15 protein-coding genes are annotated in these 18814 nt (G+C 61.4%); 5 read left to right on the forward strand and 10 right to left on the reverse strand.

Features of this window, described 5'->3' with window-relative positions; all coding sequences use genetic code 11:
- Positions 1 to 129: 129 nt before the first annotated feature.
- From DN745_RS06550 to DN745_RS06560, 3 genes are all read left to right on the forward strand, one after another.
- A complete protein-coding gene (locus DN745_RS06550; RefSeq protein WP_111333168.1) occupies positions 130 to 606 on the forward strand; it encodes a hypothetical protein in 477 nt (158 codons plus the stop codon).
- Positions 607 to 979: 373 nt separating this feature from the next.
- On the forward strand, positions 980 to 1390 hold the full coding sequence (msrB, locus tag DN745_RS06555; RefSeq protein ID WP_111337566.1) for a peptide-methionine (R)-S-oxide reductase MsrB: 411 nt from the start codon (positions 980 to 982) through the stop codon (positions 1388 to 1390).
- A 129-nt stretch (positions 1391 to 1519) separates the two neighbouring features.
- The gene (locus tag DN745_RS06560; RefSeq protein ID WP_111333170.1) at positions 1520 to 1951 is read left to right on the forward strand and encodes a sigma factor-like helix-turn-helix DNA-binding protein; all 432 of its coding nucleotides are present in this window, start codon (positions 1520 to 1522) and stop codon (positions 1949 to 1951) included.
- A gap of 258 nt (positions 1952 to 2209) precedes the next feature.
- On the opposite strand, the gene DN745_RS06565 is transcribed toward DN745_RS06560, so the two are convergent.
- The 9 genes from DN745_RS06565 to DN745_RS06605 all read right to left on the reverse strand — a co-directional run bounded on the left by DN745_RS06565 (position 2210) and on the right by DN745_RS06605 (position 15339).
- Entirely contained in the window at positions 2210 to 4249 is a 2040-nt protein-coding gene (locus DN745_RS06565; RefSeq protein ID WP_111333172.1) for a PilZ domain-containing protein, read from the reverse strand.
- 92 nt (positions 4250 to 4341) lie between these two features.
- Positions 4342 to 5700, reverse strand: coding sequence for a hypothetical protein (locus DN745_RS06570; RefSeq protein WP_111333174.1), 1359 nt, complete (start codon positions 5698 to 5700; stop codon positions 4342 to 4344).
- 21 nt (positions 5701 to 5721) lie between these two features.
- On the reverse strand, positions 5722 to 6912 hold the full coding sequence (locus DN745_RS06575) for a type IV pilus twitching motility protein PilT (RefSeq protein ID WP_111333176.1): 1191 nt from the start codon (positions 6910 to 6912) through the stop codon (positions 5722 to 5724).
- A gap of 340 nt (positions 6913 to 7252) precedes the next feature.
- The gene (gene recA, locus DN745_RS06580) at positions 7253 to 8302 is read right to left on the reverse strand and encodes a recombinase RecA (RefSeq protein ID WP_111333178.1); all 1050 of its coding nucleotides are present in this window, start codon (positions 8300 to 8302) and stop codon (positions 7253 to 7255) included.
- A 306-nt stretch (positions 8303 to 8608) separates the two neighbouring features.
- Complete coding sequence (gene thpR / locus DN745_RS06585) at positions 8609 to 9196, reverse strand: RNA 2',3'-cyclic phosphodiesterase (protein WP_111333180.1); 588 nt, start codon at positions 9194 to 9196, stop codon at positions 8609 to 8611.
- Positions 9197 to 9322: 126 nt separating this feature from the next.
- Entirely contained in the window at positions 9323 to 10783 is a 1461-nt protein-coding gene (locus DN745_RS06590) for an ABC transporter permease (RefSeq protein WP_111333182.1), read from the reverse strand.
- Positions 10780 to 11535 (reverse strand): ABC transporter ATP-binding protein, encoded by a 756-nt coding sequence (locus tag DN745_RS06595; RefSeq protein WP_111333184.1) that lies wholly within the window; start codon positions 11533 to 11535, stop codon positions 10780 to 10782. The genes DN745_RS06590 and DN745_RS06595 overlap by 4 nt, the downstream gene beginning before the upstream one ends.
- 6 nt (positions 11536 to 11541) lie before the next feature.
- A complete protein-coding gene (locus DN745_RS06600) occupies positions 11542 to 13338 on the reverse strand; it encodes a hypothetical protein (protein WP_111333186.1) in 1797 nt (598 codons plus the stop codon).
- A 171-nt stretch (positions 13339 to 13509) separates the two neighbouring features.
- Positions 13510 to 15339 carry a C45 family autoproteolytic acyltransferase/hydrolase gene (locus tag DN745_RS06605; RefSeq protein WP_111333188.1) on the reverse strand — a complete coding sequence of 610 codons (1830 nt, stop codon included), beginning with the start codon at positions 15337 to 15339 and terminating at the stop codon, positions 13510 to 13512.
- A gap of 280 nt (positions 15340 to 15619) precedes the next feature.
- On the opposite strand from DN745_RS06605, the gene DN745_RS06610 reads away from it, so the two are divergent.
- Entirely contained in the window at positions 15620 to 16540 is a 921-nt protein-coding gene (locus DN745_RS06610; RefSeq protein ID WP_133622088.1) for a tetratricopeptide repeat protein, read from the forward strand.
- 11 nt (positions 16541 to 16551) lie between these two features.
- Entirely contained in the window at positions 16552 to 16842 is a 291-nt protein-coding gene (locus DN745_RS06615; protein ID WP_133622087.1) for a hypothetical protein, read from the forward strand.
- 19 nt (positions 16843 to 16861) lie between these two features.
- Here the strand turns inward: DN745_RS06615 and DN745_RS06620 are convergent, their stop codons facing one another.
- A complete protein-coding gene (locus DN745_RS06620; RefSeq protein ID WP_111333194.1) occupies positions 16862 to 18748 on the reverse strand; it encodes a serine/threonine-protein kinase in 1887 nt (628 codons plus the stop codon).
- Between the last annotated feature and the right edge of the window lie 66 nt (positions 18749 to 18814).

Below are 18814 nucleotides of genomic sequence, written 5' to 3' on the forward strand. Positions count from 1 at the left end.
GGGGGACGTTATGACGCGCTGCGTCAATATGCTTGTGACGCGCCGCGTCATTTGCTAGCGTTCGCTTAGTAGCGTTCTTTATCAAACCTCTTAGGTGAGCAGTATTGCTCAGGAAAACGGAGTCTCATTATGTTGGAAACCTATCGTTCGAAGCTGGCTAAGCTTGATATTTCGAAGAAGCGCCTCGCTGAATTGCAGGAAACCCTGGTCGCCAAGGGCGAGCAGGCCGGTGCGTTCGGCGCGCAGATGCGAAAGGAGTTGGAGCGCCGCTCGGTGCTCGCCGCAGGGCGTGCGCGCGACGTGTCGCTTGAGCGCATCTATGAAGCCGGTGAGTCCGGGCTTTCGACCGCGGCCGAGCTGCTTGACCGCGTCGCCGCAGACCGTCCCGAGGCCGATAAGTTGCGCAAGGGCGCCGCTGCCTCGGCCGAGGCGCGCGCCGCGCTGCAGAACCCACCGCTCGAGGATTATGACAATCTGACGGTCGCCGAGGTTAGCGCCTCGCTTGAGGGGCTGTCGGTATATCAGCTCGATAAAGTGCGTCGCTACGAGGTTGCACACAAGAATCGTGTGACCCTGCTTCGTGACATTGACGAGCGCATCGGTTGAACGTGATTCGCGCCGCTGAGCGCGGGTGAGCGGCGAGGCCACGGCTTTTCTGAGGGGCGCGACGTGAGATATAACGTCCGTACCCCTCAGAAGGTCCGTGGCTTTTTCGTGGGCGGAATGGGTCGGTCTCGCTACTGGTTCAGTGGTGGCCCGAGTGCTATGATCCTCGGCGGTATACCTCCTCAGCGAGAGAGCAATGCGACTATCCTACCGACGATTATTGCCCACTTTGCTGGTCCTGGCCGTGGCGCTCTTCGCGCTGGCTTGCGACCGGGGGGCGATAAATTCAACGAATATTCAGGCGGATTCGGCGGCCGCCGAGCCGACGACCCACGGCGCCCCAAAGGCGCGTTCGGCGGTTGATTTCTCGCAGGTGCCGGCGGAGCGGGTTGAGCCACAGCTCAAGCTCAGCGAGGCGCAGTGGAAGGATCGGCTCAGCGCGGCGCAATATAACGTGCTGCGCGAAAACGGGACTGAGCGCCCGTTTAGCGGGGCGTTGCTTAATAATCAGGGGGAGGGCGTCTATACTTGTGGCGGTTGCGGCGAGCCATTATTCTCGTCGGAGACAAAATTTAAATCCGGCACTGGCTGGCCGAGCTTCTACGACCGAATCGAAGATGGAAGCGTCGCCCTGGTGCAGGACGCCTCCCTGGGTGTTGAGCGCGTCGAGGTCTATTGCGGCAATTGCGGCGGCCATCTGGGCCATGTTTTCAATGACGGGCCAGCGCCGACCGGATTGCGCTATTGCATGAACTCCGATGCGCTCGGGTTCGAGGCGGATTGATTTTACAGCCGTTGAGAGTCCCATCGGTGTGGCTGATAGCCATGCGCTGATTGACATCATGAGACGCGCGCAGATAGGGTGTGCTCAGGCTTTCATCGAAATCAGTTGTAACGAGAGCAGGCTTAGTTGATGGTGAAGAAAAAAAAGCGGCGAAGCACTTCGAATACCCGCGCAGCCCGTAAGGGTTTGCGTCGAAGTAAGACGATTTCATCTCGGCGGCTGTCCAGCGAGGAGCGCCAGGAAGTCGAACTCGTGATGGACGAGTTGGGACATCTGCGCCCAAAGAACCGCGAGGATTGCCGAACTGCGGACCGCCCGTGCCCATTCGTGTCCTGCAAGCACCACCTGTATCTCGACGTGAATCCGCGCACCGGTTCGATCAAGCTGAACTTCCCTGACCTCGAAGTCTGGGAGTTGACCGAAACCTGCGCGTTGGATGTCGCTGAGCGCGGCGGCATGACGCTCGAAGAGGTCGGTGAGTTGATGAACCTGACCCGCGAGCGAATCCGGCAGGTCGAGGCCGTGGGCCTCGAGAAGCTGCGCGACAGCTACGACGATTAAATTGCAACGCTGGGCGACGTCTCTTCGTCCGACTCCACTAGTTGAAATATCGCTGCGCCCGGAGGCTCGGGGTAGCAGATAAACTTGCGCCCTCACCCGTTACGGATAGGCGACCGTCGCCTTTTGGCGTCGCGCCGGTCAGGGCGCCGCGGCACGCGTCGGTTTCGCCAGTGAGCGCAAACCAAAACCCCTCTCACCGCATCGCGAAGAGAGGGGTTAAGTGCGTTCAGTCCGAAGACCGGTTAGGCCGGTGCGGGCTCAGTCCTTGCCGAAGAATTTTGAGATAAATCCCTTCTTTTTCGGCTCGGCCTCCGTGATATCAAACACGGGGTGCATGTCGGGGGGCGGAGGCAGGTCATCGCCGCCGAGCAGCTGGTCGAAGAGGTCTTCATTCGGGTCATTCTCCGCAGGTTGCCCCTCGGCCTCGCGCTTCGCCGCGATGTCCTGGTCGGCGAGCGCGAGGAGCGAGGCGAGGCTGTCGTCTTCCTCTTCCTCTTCAGGCTCGCCCACGGCGGCAAGCCCCGCAGCCGAGCCAAGCGTCAGCCCCCGCGAAGGCTCTGAGATTTCGTCAGAGTTGAGCGACCCGAGCACCGAAAGCACATCGTCGGAGGGGTTGGGGTTAAAGTCAGGAGGCGTGCCTGTGCTTAGCAGTCCGCTATCTTCGACGAGGTCGGACTCCTCTTCGAGGAGCATATCAGGCGCTTCGATAACCTCCTCATCTTCGAGCAGGAGGGCGGAATCGTCGAACTCTACGCCTTCATCGGCGGCGTCGGCGAGCTCGAAGCTGTCTTCATCTGCGAGGACATCAGCGTCCTCAAACTCCAAATCATCTTGGAGTAGTGCGGCGTCCTCAAAGGGCTCGTCTTCTTCGCCTGCTTCTTCCCCGAACACATCATCCGCGGAGAGCGGCTGGTCATCGGCGAATAGGTCATCGCTCGCGTCGATGCCATCATCGGCGAAGATATCGTTCTCCGGTGCGGCGTCGACTTCTTCTTCTGCTTCTACTTCTTCCGAGAATAAATCGTCGTCAGCCAGATAATCATCGGCGACGAGGTCCTCGTCTGAGAAGACGTCCTCATCCCCGAGGAGTTGCTCCTCAAGAAGGAGGTCGTCCTCGAAATTGCCCTCAGCGACCGGAATCTCGTCCTCTAATAGCAGAGCCTCACCCGAGCCGTCGTCGCCAACGAATAGGTCACCCGGTTCGCCAGGCTCACCGGCGGTCGCGTCCTCGTGGGGCTCCTCGGTTGCGTTCAGGGGCTCGCCGCCATCATTCGCCGTGGCGCCGATAAGCTCGGCATCCATGGCGGGGGCGCCGAGGGCGAAGGGGTCGGCGGCCGCGTCGTCTCCGCCAAAAAATCCACCGTCGCCGAACACGTCATCGAACATCTGGTCGACGTCGTCTTCTTCCCCGCCAAAGTCGAACGAGGCGAGTCCCGCCGCGTCTTCGTCGGAGACGCGGTCGAAAGCCAGGATTTGAAGGCCCGCTTCGGTGCTGCCGAGCCGTTGCGGCTCGACGCCAGTCTCGTCTTCGACCGGGGCCGGCTCGGAAATCTCGGCGAACTCAGGCTCGGACTGGGCGTCCCCAAAGATATCGTCGCCGGAGGTATCCTGCGGCTCGGAGGAGGGCGCGTCGCCGAGGTCATCAAAATCGAAGCCCGGGAAGTCGCTCGCGTCTGCCGAGTCGTGCGCCGAAGACTCTGCCGCATCGGAGTCCTCGAAAGGAGTGCTCATCGAATCATCGTCATCGGACAAGAAGAGGTCATCAAATTCGGGCTCTTCGTCGCCGATGTCGCTGCCTTGCTCCGCGTCGGCCGGGGTCTCCGCGTGCGCCGGTTGAAGCGTGGCCGGCGCCTCGACCGCCGACTCCTGAGAGTCGGGGGCGGCGACATTAAATGCGTCCGGGATCGGGGTGGCGTCCGGGTCCTGGGCGGGGGGCGGTTCGGCCTGCGCGGGCTCGGGCGCGTCAGCTTCGAGCTGTTTGCGCACCAGAATCTCCTCGACCAACTCTTTGCTCTCGCGATTGAGGCGCTTGAATTTAACCAGGATGCCGACCGGCGCGCTGTCGCCGCTATCAGCGCCCTGGATCTGGCGCACGACGCCCTCGCCGAGCAGGGCGGTCGTGCCGTCTTGGAGCATGAATTGGAAACGAATTGTCGTGCCGACCGGTTTTAGCTTGGCCGGCGACATCGGGATGAACATACCTCCCTTTGAGATGAAACGTGTATAGCCCTGTATGAACTCCTCAAGGGATTCATAGCGAAGGCGGACTCGGATAGCAGAGAAATTCGGGCCAGTCACAGATGCATCCTTCGAATTCCAGAAATCGCGTGAACTATGCGAAAATGGTTTGATATGAATAGGTTACGGGTGCCCGTTCGAGAACAGGCGGCTCAATAATTATATGATATGCCAGCATTAAGGCCCTGTACAAGCTCGAAAGCTGTCGCGTCCTGAAAGCCGAGCTCACCATTGCCGCTGAAGTTGGTGCGCTGCAGATTGAAATCGTAACCAAAGACGATGCCGATAGCGTCGGTGGCGAGGACTTCGCCGCCGAGGTTGCCGCCAACGCCGTAGCTGTGGGCGGTGTCGCCGAAGAGCTCGAGGCCGGTGCCGAACAGGCCAATCGGGCTGACATTGACGCCCGCGTGGAGGCTGAAGATGTCGGAGAACATCTTGCTCTTGACCCGCCCGCCGATGACCAGCGAGGTGTGGCTGATGGAGGCGAGTTGAATATTGGGGGTCGCCGCAAAACTCGCGTGGCGCACGCCGATGCTCAGGTCGACCTTTGCGCCGTCGGTGCTGCGAAGCTTAAGCGGGTCGCCGAGGCGGTAGAGCACGCCGCCCTCGAAGTCGACCTGGGTGATTCCGATCTCTTCGGTGACGTCTTGTCCGTCGCCGTCGCGGTATTGAATCATGACCGAGTCAAATCCCAACACGGCGTCGGCATAAAAGCCGATGCCAGCATATTCGCGGTTGCTCATGCCGATCGGGAAGGCTTCCACGTTCAGGATGACGCCGGGGTAAAAGGCCGAGGAGTAGGCGGAGACGTTTTTATTGATGCCGGTGACGTTGAAGTCGCGGGCGATGCCGCCGCCGCGCAGGCTGCCATGGAACCAGTCGCGGCTATAGGCGTCGAGGGCGTTTTGCTTCTCGGCGGCCTGCATCTTCTTAAGACGATTGGGGTCTTCGGCGGCCTTAAGCTCGGCCTTCTTCTTCTCTTCAGCAGCCCTCGCGGCGGCCTCGGCCTCGAGGTCACGCGGCTTTTGGCTGTCCATATAGGTGTTGACCTCCAGGGCGGCGACCTTGGCGCTTGAAGCCGTCACACCTGCGCCGGGCGCGCGCTCCACCGTGAATTGGTGGACCGGCTCGCCGGATTGAGCGCCGACCAGGCGCGCGGTATAGGGAGCCGCGTCGTCCTCGCCGGCGGCGAGGTAGAGGATATAGCTGATTTTGGCTCCATCCATCAGCCATTTGAGGTCTTCGGGGCGCGACATAATGCCCTTTGCCTTGAACGCGCGGCCCCGGATCTGCTCCAAAAACCACGCCTGATCCTCGACCACGACGTTGTCGAGCTTCGACACGGCGTCGGTCAGCAGGTCGGAGCCGCCTCCGGGCACGTCCAGAATGGCGATGCGTTTGGGGCCCTCGGGCTCCTGGGCGTGCGCGGTTTGAGCGCTAAGCCCGAAAAAGCTCACGCAGAAGATGGCGATGACTGCCAGCGAGATAGACTGAATTAATTTCGTATTCATTACTTAATAACGTCGCGATAATTAGAAGCGTTCAATATCAAATTCATCGAGGTTAAAATCGTCGTCGCTGCCCGACGGCGAGGCTCCGGAGGAGCGCTCGAAATTCTTCCAACTTGAGTCGGCGCTGGTTGAGCCGATGCCGCTGACGCGCAGGGCAAAGTCGTCGGGGTTCGACGACTGGCTGAGCGCCTCTTCGTAAGTGATAAGTCCATTTTGCAACAAGATCATCAGGGATTGGTCGAAGGTCTGCATGCCGTAGTTATCGACACCCTTGCTGATTTGCTCGGTGATCGAGCGGGTGGTGGCTCCCTCCAGGATCATCTCCTGGATGCGGCCGGTGGCGAGCATGACTTCGACCGCCGGGACACGTCCCTTGCCGTCGGCGCGCGGCACCAGGCGCTGCGCAACAACGCCCTTAAACAGGTTGGCGAATTGATAGCGCGCGTGGTCTCGCTGGTGGGGCGGGAACGCGGTGATGATACGGTTGACGGACTCAGCGGCGTCGGTGGTGTGAAGGGTGGTCAGGACCAGGTGGCCGGTCTCGGCCGCGGTCATCGCAATCTCGATGGTCTCGAGGTCGCGCATCTCACCGAGCATGATGACGTCGGGGTCCTGGCGCAGCGCGGCGCGCACCGCCCGGCTAAAGTCGCGGGTGTCGTGGCCGACCTCACGCTGGTTAATGATGCTCTTTTTATCTCGGATGAGATACTCGATCGGGTCTTCGATCGTGATGATATGGTCGGTGCGGTTGCTGTTGATAAAGTCGACCATGCTGGCGAGCGTGGTGGATTTACCGCTACCGGTGGCGCCGGTGACCAGGACGAGTCCGCGGCGCTCCTCCGCGATTGATTTCACGATCGCGGGCAACTCCAACTCGTCGAGCGTTCGCACCTTGAAGGGGATGACACGAAAGACCAGGCCGATGGAGCCGCGCTGCTGGAAGATATTGACGCGGAAGCGCCCGACCCCGGGGACGCCGTAGGACATATCCAGGTCGAGGTTCTCCTCGAAATCAACCTTCTGGAATTTGTTCATGATCGACGCGGCCATGCGCCCGATGTCTTCCGGGCTCAGGCGTTTGGCGTCGCCCAGGGGGACCAGCGCGCCGTCCATGCGATAGATCGGCGGAAGTCCGGCCTTGATGTGGATATCGCTCGCGCCACCCTTAACCGCGATCTGAAGAATCTTGTTCAAGTCAAATTCGGTCGCCATTTTTCCTCGCGTGCGTATTAGTGCCGCGTAAAAACGTGGCAAAAACGATCAAAGTACAGTGCCGAAGATAGCACCTCGTGAATACCTTGTCACGGATATTTAGGGGCCGCCACCCCGCGTAAATTGGGCGTTTTATGCGCGCGAATACCCGAGGATTTTCGCCCCTATTTCTGACGCATAATCCGCGGCAAAGATAGATAGAAGCACGGGTTTGGGTGTCGGTTCGGGCGTAAATACAAAAGCGCGGGCACCTCCGAATTTGGAGATGCCCGCGCTTGAGGGCGTTGCGTTGACTTCGTGTGGCGCCGACGACTAGCGCGGCCGGCGCGACACGCGTGGGTCAATCATCGCTGCCTTCGTCCACCAACTTCATATCGCCCAGTCCGGGGACGCCGAGGTGCTCGCGGACCTTGGCTTCGATTTCGGCGAGGACTTCGGGGTTGTCGCGCAGGAACTCCTTCGCGTTCTCGCGCCCCTGACCCAGGCGGGTGTCTTCGCCGTAGCTATACCAGGAGCCAGCCTTCTCAATGATATTGAGCTGGCTGCCGAGGTCGACCAGGTCGCCCTCCAGGCTGATGCCCTGGCCGTACATGATGTCGAACTCGGCCTCACGGAAGGGCGGGGCGACCTTATTCTTGACGACCTTGACGCGGGTGCGGTTACCCGTGACGTCGGTGCCGTCTTTGATGGCGCCGATGCGACGGATGTCCAGGCGCACCGAGCAATAGAATTTCAGCGCATTACCACCCGAGGTGGTCTCGGGGCTGCCGAACATCACGCCAATCTTATAGCGAATCTGGTTAATAAAGATGACGCAGGTGCGCGACTTGTTGATGGAGCCGGTGAGCTTACGCAGCGCCTGGCTCATCAGACGCGCCTGCAGGCCGACGTGGGTGTCGCCCATCTCGCCTTCGATCTCGGCGCGCGGGGTGAGCGCGGCGACCGAGTCGACGACCAGGATGTCCACGGCGTTGGAGCGCACGAGCATGTCGACGATTTCCAGGGCCTGCTCACCGGTGTCGGGCTGGCTGACCAGCAGCTCGTCGATATTGACGCCGAGCTTCTTGGCGTACTGAACGTCGAGGGCATGCTCGGCGTCGACGAACGCAGCGACGCCGCCTTGTTTTTGGGCGTTGGCGATCGCGTGCAGGGTCAGCGTGGTCTTACCGGAGGACTCCGGACCGTAGATCTCGATGACGCGACCGCGGGGCAATCCACCCACGCCGAGCGCGGCGTCCAGCGAGATCGAACCGGTCGAGATGGGATTCTCCACCTCGACGGTCTGGTCGCTGTCGCCCAGACGCATGATCGAGCCCTTGCCGAATTGCTTCTCAATCGCGCCGAGGGTCAGCTCCAACGCTTTCTCTTTATTGTTCTTTGCTTTGGCCATCGTATGCTCTCCCGTTTTGGCCCTCGTCGTGAGGCCGGATTATCTATGAGTCCGAGTTGTCTCAAGGACCCCTCGATATTCCGAACTAACTCTAAGGAAGAAATTAGTTACTGAACGCACGTATAGTTCGGCGCTCGGCTGTCGTCAAGTCGCATTCGAGTTTGGATGGGCATTCTTGCGCCGCATCCGGGCGCGACTTGCTATAGAGTTATCGACAAATCGTTGCGTTTTGTTGCTTTTAAAGATTGCTTCTTCTTAAAAATCAACGGGTTGCGCTATTCGCTCGCGGCATGTCGAGCCCCTAAATTATGCGCCCAGGGTGAAGCGCTCGACCACCTGGTAGACCGGCCCCTTCGGCGTGAGTATCGACTCGTAGAGAACGAAGTCCTTTACGTAACTCTTCCCGAAACTTTTATTTTCGTATTTCTGCGCGAATTTCGCGAAGTTGGGATTTGCGCGTGATTTCACCCGCCCCAGGGTGATGTGGGGGTGGAAGGCGCGCTCGTTGGGCTCGAAGCCCAGCTCGCCGAGGTCGCGCTCGATGGCCTGTTGGAGCAGGGCGAGGACCTCGGCGCTCTCGGGGGCGAAGCCGCACCAGAAGATGCGTGGCAGCTCGGGGGCGGGGAAGAACCCGAGCCCCTTTGTCTCGACCTCGAAGGGGAACAGCGGCTTGACCAGCCCGGAGATCGTATCGGAGAGCCGCGAGACCAGCGCGTCGTCGGTGTCGCCCAGAAATTTCAGGGTGAGGTGGATATTCTCGGGATGCGTCCAGCGCATGCGCGTTTGCGGCAGGTCGCCGTTGGCGTCCAAATACGCGTGGAACTCTTCCTGTATATTTAGCAACTCTTCAACGACGCCGATGGCGAGGTCGAGGGCGACGAAAAGACGTCTCATAAGGAGCTCAGGTGCGGGGTAGATCGGGTTCGGGTCGCCACGTTGGTGGCGCTCAAATCACGGGCCATTTGGCCCCGATAACTACACCATCGGGGCCAAAGTGAGAAGCGCGTCGGTGACGCAGGGTCAATGGCCGGATAGGGTCCTCGCCGGGTCGATTTGGCTGGCCCGAAAGGCCGGGAAAATGCAGCCGACCCAGCAAAAGAAGATCGCGACGCCAACCGCGGCAAAGGGCATCCAGGCTTCGATGACGAAGAGGCTATCGGGTTTAAACGGGAAGTTTCCGACGCGGGTGACGAAGAGATAATCAATGCCCGCGATCACTGCCCAGCCCAGCGCCACGCCCGCCAGCCCGCCAAAAAGCCCAAGAATCGTTGCCTCGCCGATGACGAGCTTTCGGATGTCGGCGCGCGTCGCGCCCAGCGCGCGCATCAGCCCAAGCTCGGCGCGCCGCTCCAGCACCGACATCATAAATGTGTGCATGATATTGACCGCCGAGATGGCCAGGATAATCAGGCCGATCAGGTTGAAGACGAGCGTCAGGAGCATGATCAATAGGCCGGCGCGCTGGGAGTCTTCGAAGTTGCTCGAGAGCGTAAAGCCCAGCTCCTGGACGTCACGCGCGACCCGCGGGACGGACTCATTGCTCACCGTTTTGAGCACGATGGAGTGATAGTCGCCGCTGGTTTTCTCGGAGCCGAATTCGTTATTGAGGCGCTCGACATATTCAATGGGCATGGTGGCGCCCAGGCCGATCGCCTTGTCCGAGAAGCCGACAAATTCCATCGGGCGCACCGAGCGCTTGGCGCGCGCCGAGCGACCCACGAAGCCCTGGCCGAAGACCGCGGTCAGGCGCAAGCCGACCAGCGCGTCTTCGGAGAGCTTCGGCAGCTTCGAGAGCGAGCCGGAGGCGCCGCTCATCGCGGTCTGAAAGCTGCCATTATAGAGCTCGAGCATCTTCGGCGAGGCGATGACCGGGATGGGCATAGCGCAGGCGCCGGCCTGCGCGTCACAATAGGACTTGCCGGTGCAGCTCGCCGCGTCGCCTTTGCCGCACGGAAGCGCTTCACACACCGCGTCGGCGCAGCGATACCCGCCGGGGCAATCGGCTTGCGCGCTGCATGCGATCGGGGCCTCCCAATCACGAAACGCCAGGTCGCCGGTGAGCTCGCCATCGTCGATCAGCGCCGCCGGGATGCCGTCGGCGATGAGCTCGGTGACCATATTCTTGCCGAGGATGCTCTTTCCACCCTCAAGGCTCGCCGGGAATGTGAGGCGCATCTTCGGGTAGACCTCGGCGACCCCGTCGACGCGTTTGAGCCGCTCGACGCTCTTATTGTTGAGCGATGAGCCGCCGAAAAGCCCACCGGTGCGAATCCCGCCGATATCGAAAGTCTTGGGGACTACCTCGAGTTGGCGCACCACGAAGATGCGCTCGAGCACGACGTCTTTGATGCCGGTGCCCAGCGCGGTGAAGAAGAGCAGGGTGCTGATGCCGACGACAATGCCCAGGCTGGAGAGCAGGAAGCTGCGCCGGTTGCGCGCGATCGATTGCAAGACGAGGCGCGCCAGTTTTTGAGGATTCATGGCTCTCCCTGGGCGCCGTCTACCTGGGCGCTGGCGTCGATGGGCACGTGGCTAAGAATCTCGGGCTCATTGGGGGCGTCGGAGACGAGCACGCCGTCGTCGAGGCGGACGATGCGCGAGGCCATGCGGGCGATATGTTCCTCGTGGGTGACGATGATCAGGGTGCGATCCTCGAGGCGATTGAGGTCTCGGAAGATCTGCATGATCTGCAGGCCGGTGTTGCGGTCGAGGCTCCCGGTGGGTTCGTCGCAGAAGAGAATCGACGGCTCGTTGAACAGGGCGCGCGCGATGGCGACGCGCTGCTTCTGGCCGCCCGAGAGTTGGGGCGGGCGCTCGTCGATCTTCTCGCCAAGGCCCACCTTTGCGAGGAGTTCGGCGGCGCGCGCGCTGGTATCACCGGAGTGGGCGCTCTTTTGGCCAAAAAACGACGGTAGAATGACGTTCTCGGCGGCGCTTAGGTGATCGAGGAGGTTAAATTGCTGGAAGACGAAGCCAAATTCTTGATTTCGTAGCCGGGCGAGTTGCTTGTCCGACAGGTCGGCGAGGCGATGCTCGCCGACCTGCACTTCGCCCGTGAAGCCGCGGTCAAGCCCTCCCATGATGTTGAGCAAGGTGGTCTTGCCGGAACCGGAGGTTCCGACGATGGCGAGGAACTCACCGGCGCCGATGCTCAGGGAGATATCCCTGAGCACCTGCGTTCGGCCTTGTCCCTTTCCGAAGGATTTGGAGAGGGTTTGTATTTGAATATGCACGGTTTTTTATTTGCTCGGTGCGTCAGCGGTTTCGGGCTTCGGTGCGTTCGGGTTCAGGTCGATCGCGAGCTGAATGAACCCGCCATCTTTGCCCAATTCGGTGGTTACCGAGGCCTCCTCAAGTTTGATGAGGAAGGGCTCAACCATCGCCGCCATCGGCCCAAGCGCGGGGAGGATATGGTCTTGGGCGCGCACGAAGTTCAGGTACAGGCCGTTATAATTGTCGGTGGTCACCAAGGCGCCGCCCAGGTTCAGGGCCTCATTAGCGCCCAGCACTTTGTCGTCGCGCTTGCCATTAATATAGTCGGCGACCGAGTCGTCGCTGATGGGGGCGGTGGCGAAGACGAGGATATTATCCTTGACGAAGAATCGGCCGGGGGCGTTGTTGCCCATTTTCTCGTCGACGATGACGTCGACGCCGTCTTTGACCGTCTTGCGCGTGGCCTGCTCACCGGCCTGGCTGAGCATATACGCGACGACTTTCTCGAGGCCTGCTTTGTCCTTGAACTGCACCGGCGCCAGGACCGCCAGGGTCTTGAAGGGAGAGTTCATGGTGGCCTGGACGACGTTGCCACCAGCGGCTTGAACCGCGTTGGGGTCCACGCCGTAAACCAGGACGCTATAGTTTCCGCTCAGGTTGCCGATCAGGTCTTTTTGCATGTGGAAGTCGCTGTCCGGGCTGACCTTGCCGAATTGCTCATTGAGCTCGGCGCGCTCGGCCTCGTCAAGGACTTCTTCGGTGTAGAACTTCCACAGCTCGGTCATATTGAACGATTGGCGCAGCGCGATGAGGGTGTTGTCGGTCGCGAAATTCTTGATCGGGAAGTCGCCCGGGGCGCTCAGGATCGCCTTCGCCTTGGCGACGGCGGTCTCCGGGAGCGCAGCCCAGCCGCGCACGACCACGGCGTTGTCTTTGACGTTGAAGCCGACGCCGAAGGCTTCGACATTCTCTTTGGCCCAGTTGACCGGGGCCTTGGTGTTGTCGCCGCCGGCGGTCAGCGAGTCGATATTCTTCTCGTTGAAGACGGTCTCGGGGTTGATATAAATCGAGATAGCGTTGTCGTTTGCCAGCGCCTCTTGGAAGCGCTTGAAGCCGTTGTCCGCGCCCAGGGACGTCTTTGCGTCCTGGGTGGCGACCAGCGCGGCGAGGTCGGCTGCGCTCTCTACTTTCTCGGACGAGGCGTAGTCCTGGATATCGTCTGCTTCGGGGAAGGCGACCGCGACGAGCTTGCCATTATAGGCCCAGGCGATGCTCTCGTCCTCGGTGCCCAGGACTTTGACCTGGGTCTCGCGGGCGGTGACGCTCTTGGGCATGCCCTCAATGCCCATCTTCTCTTTGACCTTGTCGCCGAAGTGCTTCTCGAATTTCTGCACGTCGTCGATATAGGTGACCATGACCGGGCGTGTGCCCACGATGCTGAAGGTCATGCCGCTGTTGGCGGCGATGCCTGACTTCTTCCAGCTCTCGGCGTCGAAGATGTCGATGCCCAGCTCGCCCTTTGCCTGCTGCTCGACCAGCCCGGTCATCGGGACGGCGTTGCCGATGGTGTCACGGGTGGTCTTGAGGGAGTTGCGCATGCCTTCGAGATCGCCAACGACGAAGCTCACCTGAGTCGAGGCGGGCAGGTGGGACGCCATATTGGTGACGCGGGCGGTGGCCGTCTTCGGCACGGTCTTGGAGCTGGTGCCCGAGCTGCCACAGCCGCCGTCACACGCCGCCGCGGAGACAAGAAGAAGCGCGGCGAAGACGAAGAATATACGCTGTTTGCTGCCGATAAGGCTGCGATTAGTCAGGTTTAACATGAGCGGATTCCTAAATTAATGGATGAAATGCGTGTGAAATCTACGCGCTATCGATCGGATATACTTGAAATTTAATCGATTACAATACGCGTGTTTATAGCAAGGCGGATCGTAAAGGTCACGCGTAACTTTAGTGGGGGATTTGGCTTGATTTAAGGCGAGTGGCTCGGATTAGGGGATGTCCGCAGCGGTGAAGTCGATGGGCAACGCGTTGGCGTGGGCGAGGGTGAATTTTCGCCAGCGCCCCTGCTGGGCGCGCTTGAGCGTGGAGGGCGGCCCCGCGCCGTCGCGAAGTATGCGTTTATAGAGGTATTTCGCCGCCGCCCGTTGCCCCTGCAGGTCGAGCGCCCATGCCAGATAAAGCCCGACTTCGGCCCGTCGGTTGCGGTTGGTAATCTGCTCGAGAGAGCGCCGAAACGCCCCCTCAGCGCGCTTCGAGCGCCCGATGCGCAGCGCGATGAGCCCGGCCAGGATGTGCAGGTTTGGCTCGTGGGGATAGAGGGCGAGGGCGTGCTCGATGAGAATGAGCAGGCGCCCATCGCTCTCGCCCTCCCAATTGCGAACGCATGCCTTTCGGTAGAGCTCGAATGCCTGGCCGTGCGCGCTGGGGTGCCAGCCTCGGTCCACGATAAACGGCTGCGCGCTGGGGTCGGGGCCGCCGGTGTGGGCGTCGATGGCGGTCAGGCTAAAGGGGATATACCAATTGCGGCTGCTCGGTGAGGCGCCGGCGGCGACCCATACCCGGCGGTGCTTGGGCTCAAAGACTACGCTCGCCACGGTGTTGGGTCCCGCGATGGTGTTGCCAAAGAGGCGCTCGCGCCCGCTATGCGGGTCTTTGAAGTCGCCCAGAATCGTCGCGATATCCCGCGGGCCGCCGGGGGCAGCGCCCGGGCCAAAGCGCTCTTCGAGGAAGGCGTCGACCCTTGGTTGGTTGCGCAGCGAGCGCTGCCAGACCGGCTGGTCGGCCGGCGCCTCGCCGATATCCTGGGTGATGTCGGGGTGCGCGGCGCTAAAGGTGCTGCGCGAATCTGCGATAATCTCGAGGTCTTCTTTCTCGGGCGACACGCGGTAGATGGCGCCGCGACCGGTGTCACCTTCGCACAAAACGTAGGTCCAACCGGCCACCGGCGGATGATTGCGCAGGATGGCGACCGCCTCCTCGATGGTATGCGCCTGGCGCATCGCCATGTCGCCGGCAAAACCCACCGGCACCCCGTCGAGGTCTAGCGCGTCGCAATGATGCTGGTGCACGGTGAGGGTGAGGCCGGCGGCGTTCATGGCGGTGAGCCCACCGCCGATGATGCCCGCGCTGCCAACCGAGACATAGTCCATGCCCTCGTCGGGATGATAAAATGTGACGGTCGCGCGGCGGTCCCAATAATCGATGCCGAAATAGTCGACGTTATGCCCGTGCAAAATCGACTCGCTCGCCGGCGGGCGAACGATCGCGGTCGTGTTGCCCAGATAGGGCGCGGACTCGGGGTCGGTCGGGGTGTCGATAAATCGCGGGCTGCGGAGTCCGGGGTATTTATCGAGCACCCACAAAAAGCTCTCGTGCATCAGGTAGCCGCTGAGCAGGTCGTCGAGCGACATCCCCGAGGCGTTCGCCAGCGCCACCGCGGCGGCGCGGTATTCGGCGGGCAGGTTTTGGGCCAGTCGCCGGGTCACCCAATGGCGCGTGAAGAGGTCGACCGCGCCGCTCAAGCGTGTCAGGCGAGTGCGCCGCTTCAGCAGGGTGTCGAGATAGCGCGCGAAGAAGGGCAGCGGGCCCTGTTGAATTTCGTCGCGCAGGCGCAACCCGGTCTGTCCGGCCATGCTGGCGAAGCTGCCGCGCAGGTTGAGGAAGAGAAGATCGCCCTGGGGCGTGACGATGCGCCCGGGGCGCGGGGCCTGCTCCGGATGAATGACGCAGGGCGGATCGCTGAAGTCACCGCGTTCCCACGGACTCGTCGGTGCGGAATCGTTCCCTAATTCCTCTGGCTTGTCCTGAGATATTTGCATGAGAATACGTGCAGGTATTTTTAATACAGCAGGTTGGATTCGCGTGGTCGCGTCTGCTTATTGAGTACCCCAGATCAGTGCGGCGGGCAAATAACAAAAGCCCGGGCGCGCACCTTCGGCGCAAATTCTTCGCGCGTCGCGCGGCCTGCTTTGGGGAAGGTAAGCGGCGCGAAATCCCCGAGAGGACCCCGCCAGTTTAAGAAGTGGACGTTGGGTGTTTTGGTCGTTAGTATGCCGTGTCTTAAGCGGATTTTTCGTTTCCATTTGAAGTAATATTATTATGCTATCGACTAAAACCCGTGCGCTGGCCGCCGCATCCATCGCGTTCGCGACCTACCTTTGCGCGCCCCCGGTGTACGCTCAGGATGGGGCGCCTGGGGCGGTGAAGGGCTCACCCGCCGAAGATGGCGGGCTGACCTATAAGGAATATGCCAATCAGGGCGCCCAGGCGTTCGCGGCCAAGCAATACGCCCAGGCAGCCGAAGCCTTCGAGCGGGCCTATGAGCTCAATCCGGTGCCCAATCTTCTCTATAATATTGGGCGCGCGCGCGAGAAGCTTGGCCTCTTCGAGAGCGCCAACGCAGCTTATACCCAATTTGTGACCCAGCCGGACGTGGAATTGAAGGCCCGCCAGGACGCCCTGCAGCGCATAAAGACGCTCAAGGAGGTCATCGCGCTTCAGAAAGGTGGTGAGGTCGTCGATGCCGGGGAGGTCGACCGAGAGCAGGGCGATCACGGCCTGGCCGAGGCGCCCGAGATGGCGCTGGATGAGGCCACCTCGGCGCGTATCGCCGAGGCGCTGGCCGAAGCAGAAAACGACCGGGTTCAGCCGGGGACGCCGCCGCTGAGGGTCTCTCCACCCGCCGAGGCGACGGAGGCGATCCCGACGACGGCCTATATTTTGATGGGCACCGGCGCCGCCTCGCTGATCGGCAGCGGTGTCTTCGGGTATCTAACCTACGCGCAGAGCACGGCCGCCGATGACGCGACGACCCTGGACGCGCGGCGCGACGAGAATTCCACCGGCCAGTCCTACGCCTATGTCGCCGATGGGATGCTGGTGGGCGGTGTTATCCTGGCCGGGCTCGGCACGTATTTCTGGTTGAGCTCGCCTTCCGACTCCACGACCTCCGCCCAGGCCCGCGTCACGCCGAGCATCGGCGCGAGCGGGGCCGCGCTGACTTTTACGTTGGACTATTGATGGGCAATCCGATGCAGTTAAGAACTTCTTATGCGCGCTCTCTCCGCGCGCTTTGTGCCTCACTGCTCCTGCTGGTGGCCGTCGGCTTGGCCGGCGGGTGTTCGTTTATCTTCGACTTTGAGGAGTGCCGAACAAGCGACGATTGTGTGGCCTTCGACGACGCCGAGAATAAGCAATTCTTCGTGTGCTCGAACGCCAAAAAATGTGTGTTGGAAGTCGCGCGCGAATGCCGCCAGGACGCCGACTGCACCGACGCCGCCGCGCCCATCTGTGCGGCCGCGGGCAAATGCGTTGCCGAGTGAGCGCTGAGCGCCCCGGCGATTAGTCGATCGGCAGCAGGGGGACGAAATTATCGTCTTCTTTGGGGGGCGTGGCCGAAGTATTGCCAGGCGTCGGCGATTTCTTCGCAGCCGGCATCAAGAGGTCGACCGGCGCGTCATCCTTCTCGGGCGTCTTGGCCGGGTTGGCCACGACCGAAGCGTTGGCCGCCGTCTGGGTTTTCTTTGGCGCACGGTTTGCTCGTTTCGTCTTGGCCGAAGGGGTCGGTGACTTCGGCTGCTCGAGCTTCGGGGCCTCGGTGGGTTGAGCCGCGGCTTCGGCGGCCTTCGCCGACTCGGCCTGAGCGGCTTTGATGCGCTCAATCGCTGCACGCGCCTCGGCGTTCCCGGGGTTCTTCTGCCGGACCTTCTCGTAGCTCTCAAGCGCTTGCGCGAACTCGCCTTTTTCTTCGTAAATCTTGGCCTGACTAAAGAGGCGACCTGTCTCCAGGTCATCGCGCGAGGCCGCATAGTCTGCGCTCAACGCGGGCAACTCTTCAATCGACGGTTCAAGCAGGTCGAGGATGGCCTCGGCGCGGCCATAATTTTCCTCGTCGATATACGCGCTCGCCTGGGCGAGTTGTGCTCTCGCGCTCTCCATTTTCGCCGCGGAGTCGTCCTTGAAGGGCGCCAACCAAAGGAACGCGCCGACAAGACCGGCGGCGATAATGGCAATCGCCACCGCGACGACGCGCAGGGTCTTGGCGCTCTGATCTTTTTGGATCATCGCGATCTGCTCCTCGGTGATGAGGCGAAGATCGCTGGTGGAGTCGACGTATAGGCCGCTGTCGTGACGGTAAATCTGCGGCTGGGAGCTTGAGTCCGGCGAGGGCGAGCGCGCCGGAGTATGGGCGCGGTCTCGCTGAAGCACGACGCCAGAGTCCTGCGCGCTATCCGGCATCAGCGGGCTTTGTCTGGCGAACTCGCCGGTGGTTATCTGCGCGGCGAGGTTCGGGAGTTGAATCGAGGTCTCGGCCATGATCTCGATAAGCTCGACCAGGATGCTGGGAGCGTCGGCGGGGCGGTCATCCGGCGATTTGGCCAACATCCGCTCGACCAACTCGACCAGCGCATCGGGGACGCGGTGGTCCTCGGGCAAGCGCTCGCCGAGGGGCTTCGGCGCGGCGTGGACATGCTGGTAGAGCACCGTGATATCGTCGTCCGAGACAAACGGTTTCTCGCCGCAGAGCATATAATAGAAGAGGACGCCCATCGCGTAGATATCGACGCGATGGTCGCTCGGATTGCCCATGATCTGCTCGGGCGACAAATAGGCGGCCGACCCCACGAGCGCCTGCTCCTTGGTGACATCCACTGCGCCAGCGCTGAGCTTGGCCAGGCCGAAGTCTAATATTTTCGTATAGTTTTGCCGCCCGTGACGCTCGGTCAGCATGATATTGGAGGGCTTAATATCGCGGTGAATCAGCCCGATGGAGTGCGCCTCGCCGATGCCTTGCAGGATCTGGGCGGCGATCTGAGCGAATTCCTGGACCGACATCGCCCCCTCGCGTCGCATGCGCCGGGTGAGCGTCTCGCCGTCGACATATTCCATGCAAATATATGCCTGGTTCTCGTCGTGGCCGAAGTCGTAAATCGCGACAATATGCGGGTGCTGCAGGCGGCTCATGCCCTGGGCTTCGCGCTCGAAGCGGATGATAGCCTCGTCATCATCGACAAAGGAGCGCGGCAATACTTTGACCACGACCTTGCGCCCAAGCGCGGTCTGGCTGGCCAGATAGACCACTCCCATGCCGCCCTTGCCGATGCATTGCTCGACCTCGTAGCGGCCCGCCAGAGTTTTGCCGATGAGCTTTTCGGGGTCGTAGGGCTTCTTCTTTGCAGAAGCCGCCTCCTTGGGAGGCGCCGATTTGTCGAGCGTTTCTTCGGACATGAGCGCTACGGGCGCATTCGCACCAAAATCAGACGAAAATTAGAGGACGACCATCGCGCAAAAGAT

This window comes from Bradymonas sediminis (assembly GCF_003258315.1).
GTDB classification, from domain to species: domain Bacteria; phylum Myxococcota_A; class Bradymonadia; order Bradymonadales; family Bradymonadaceae; genus Bradymonas; species Bradymonas sediminis.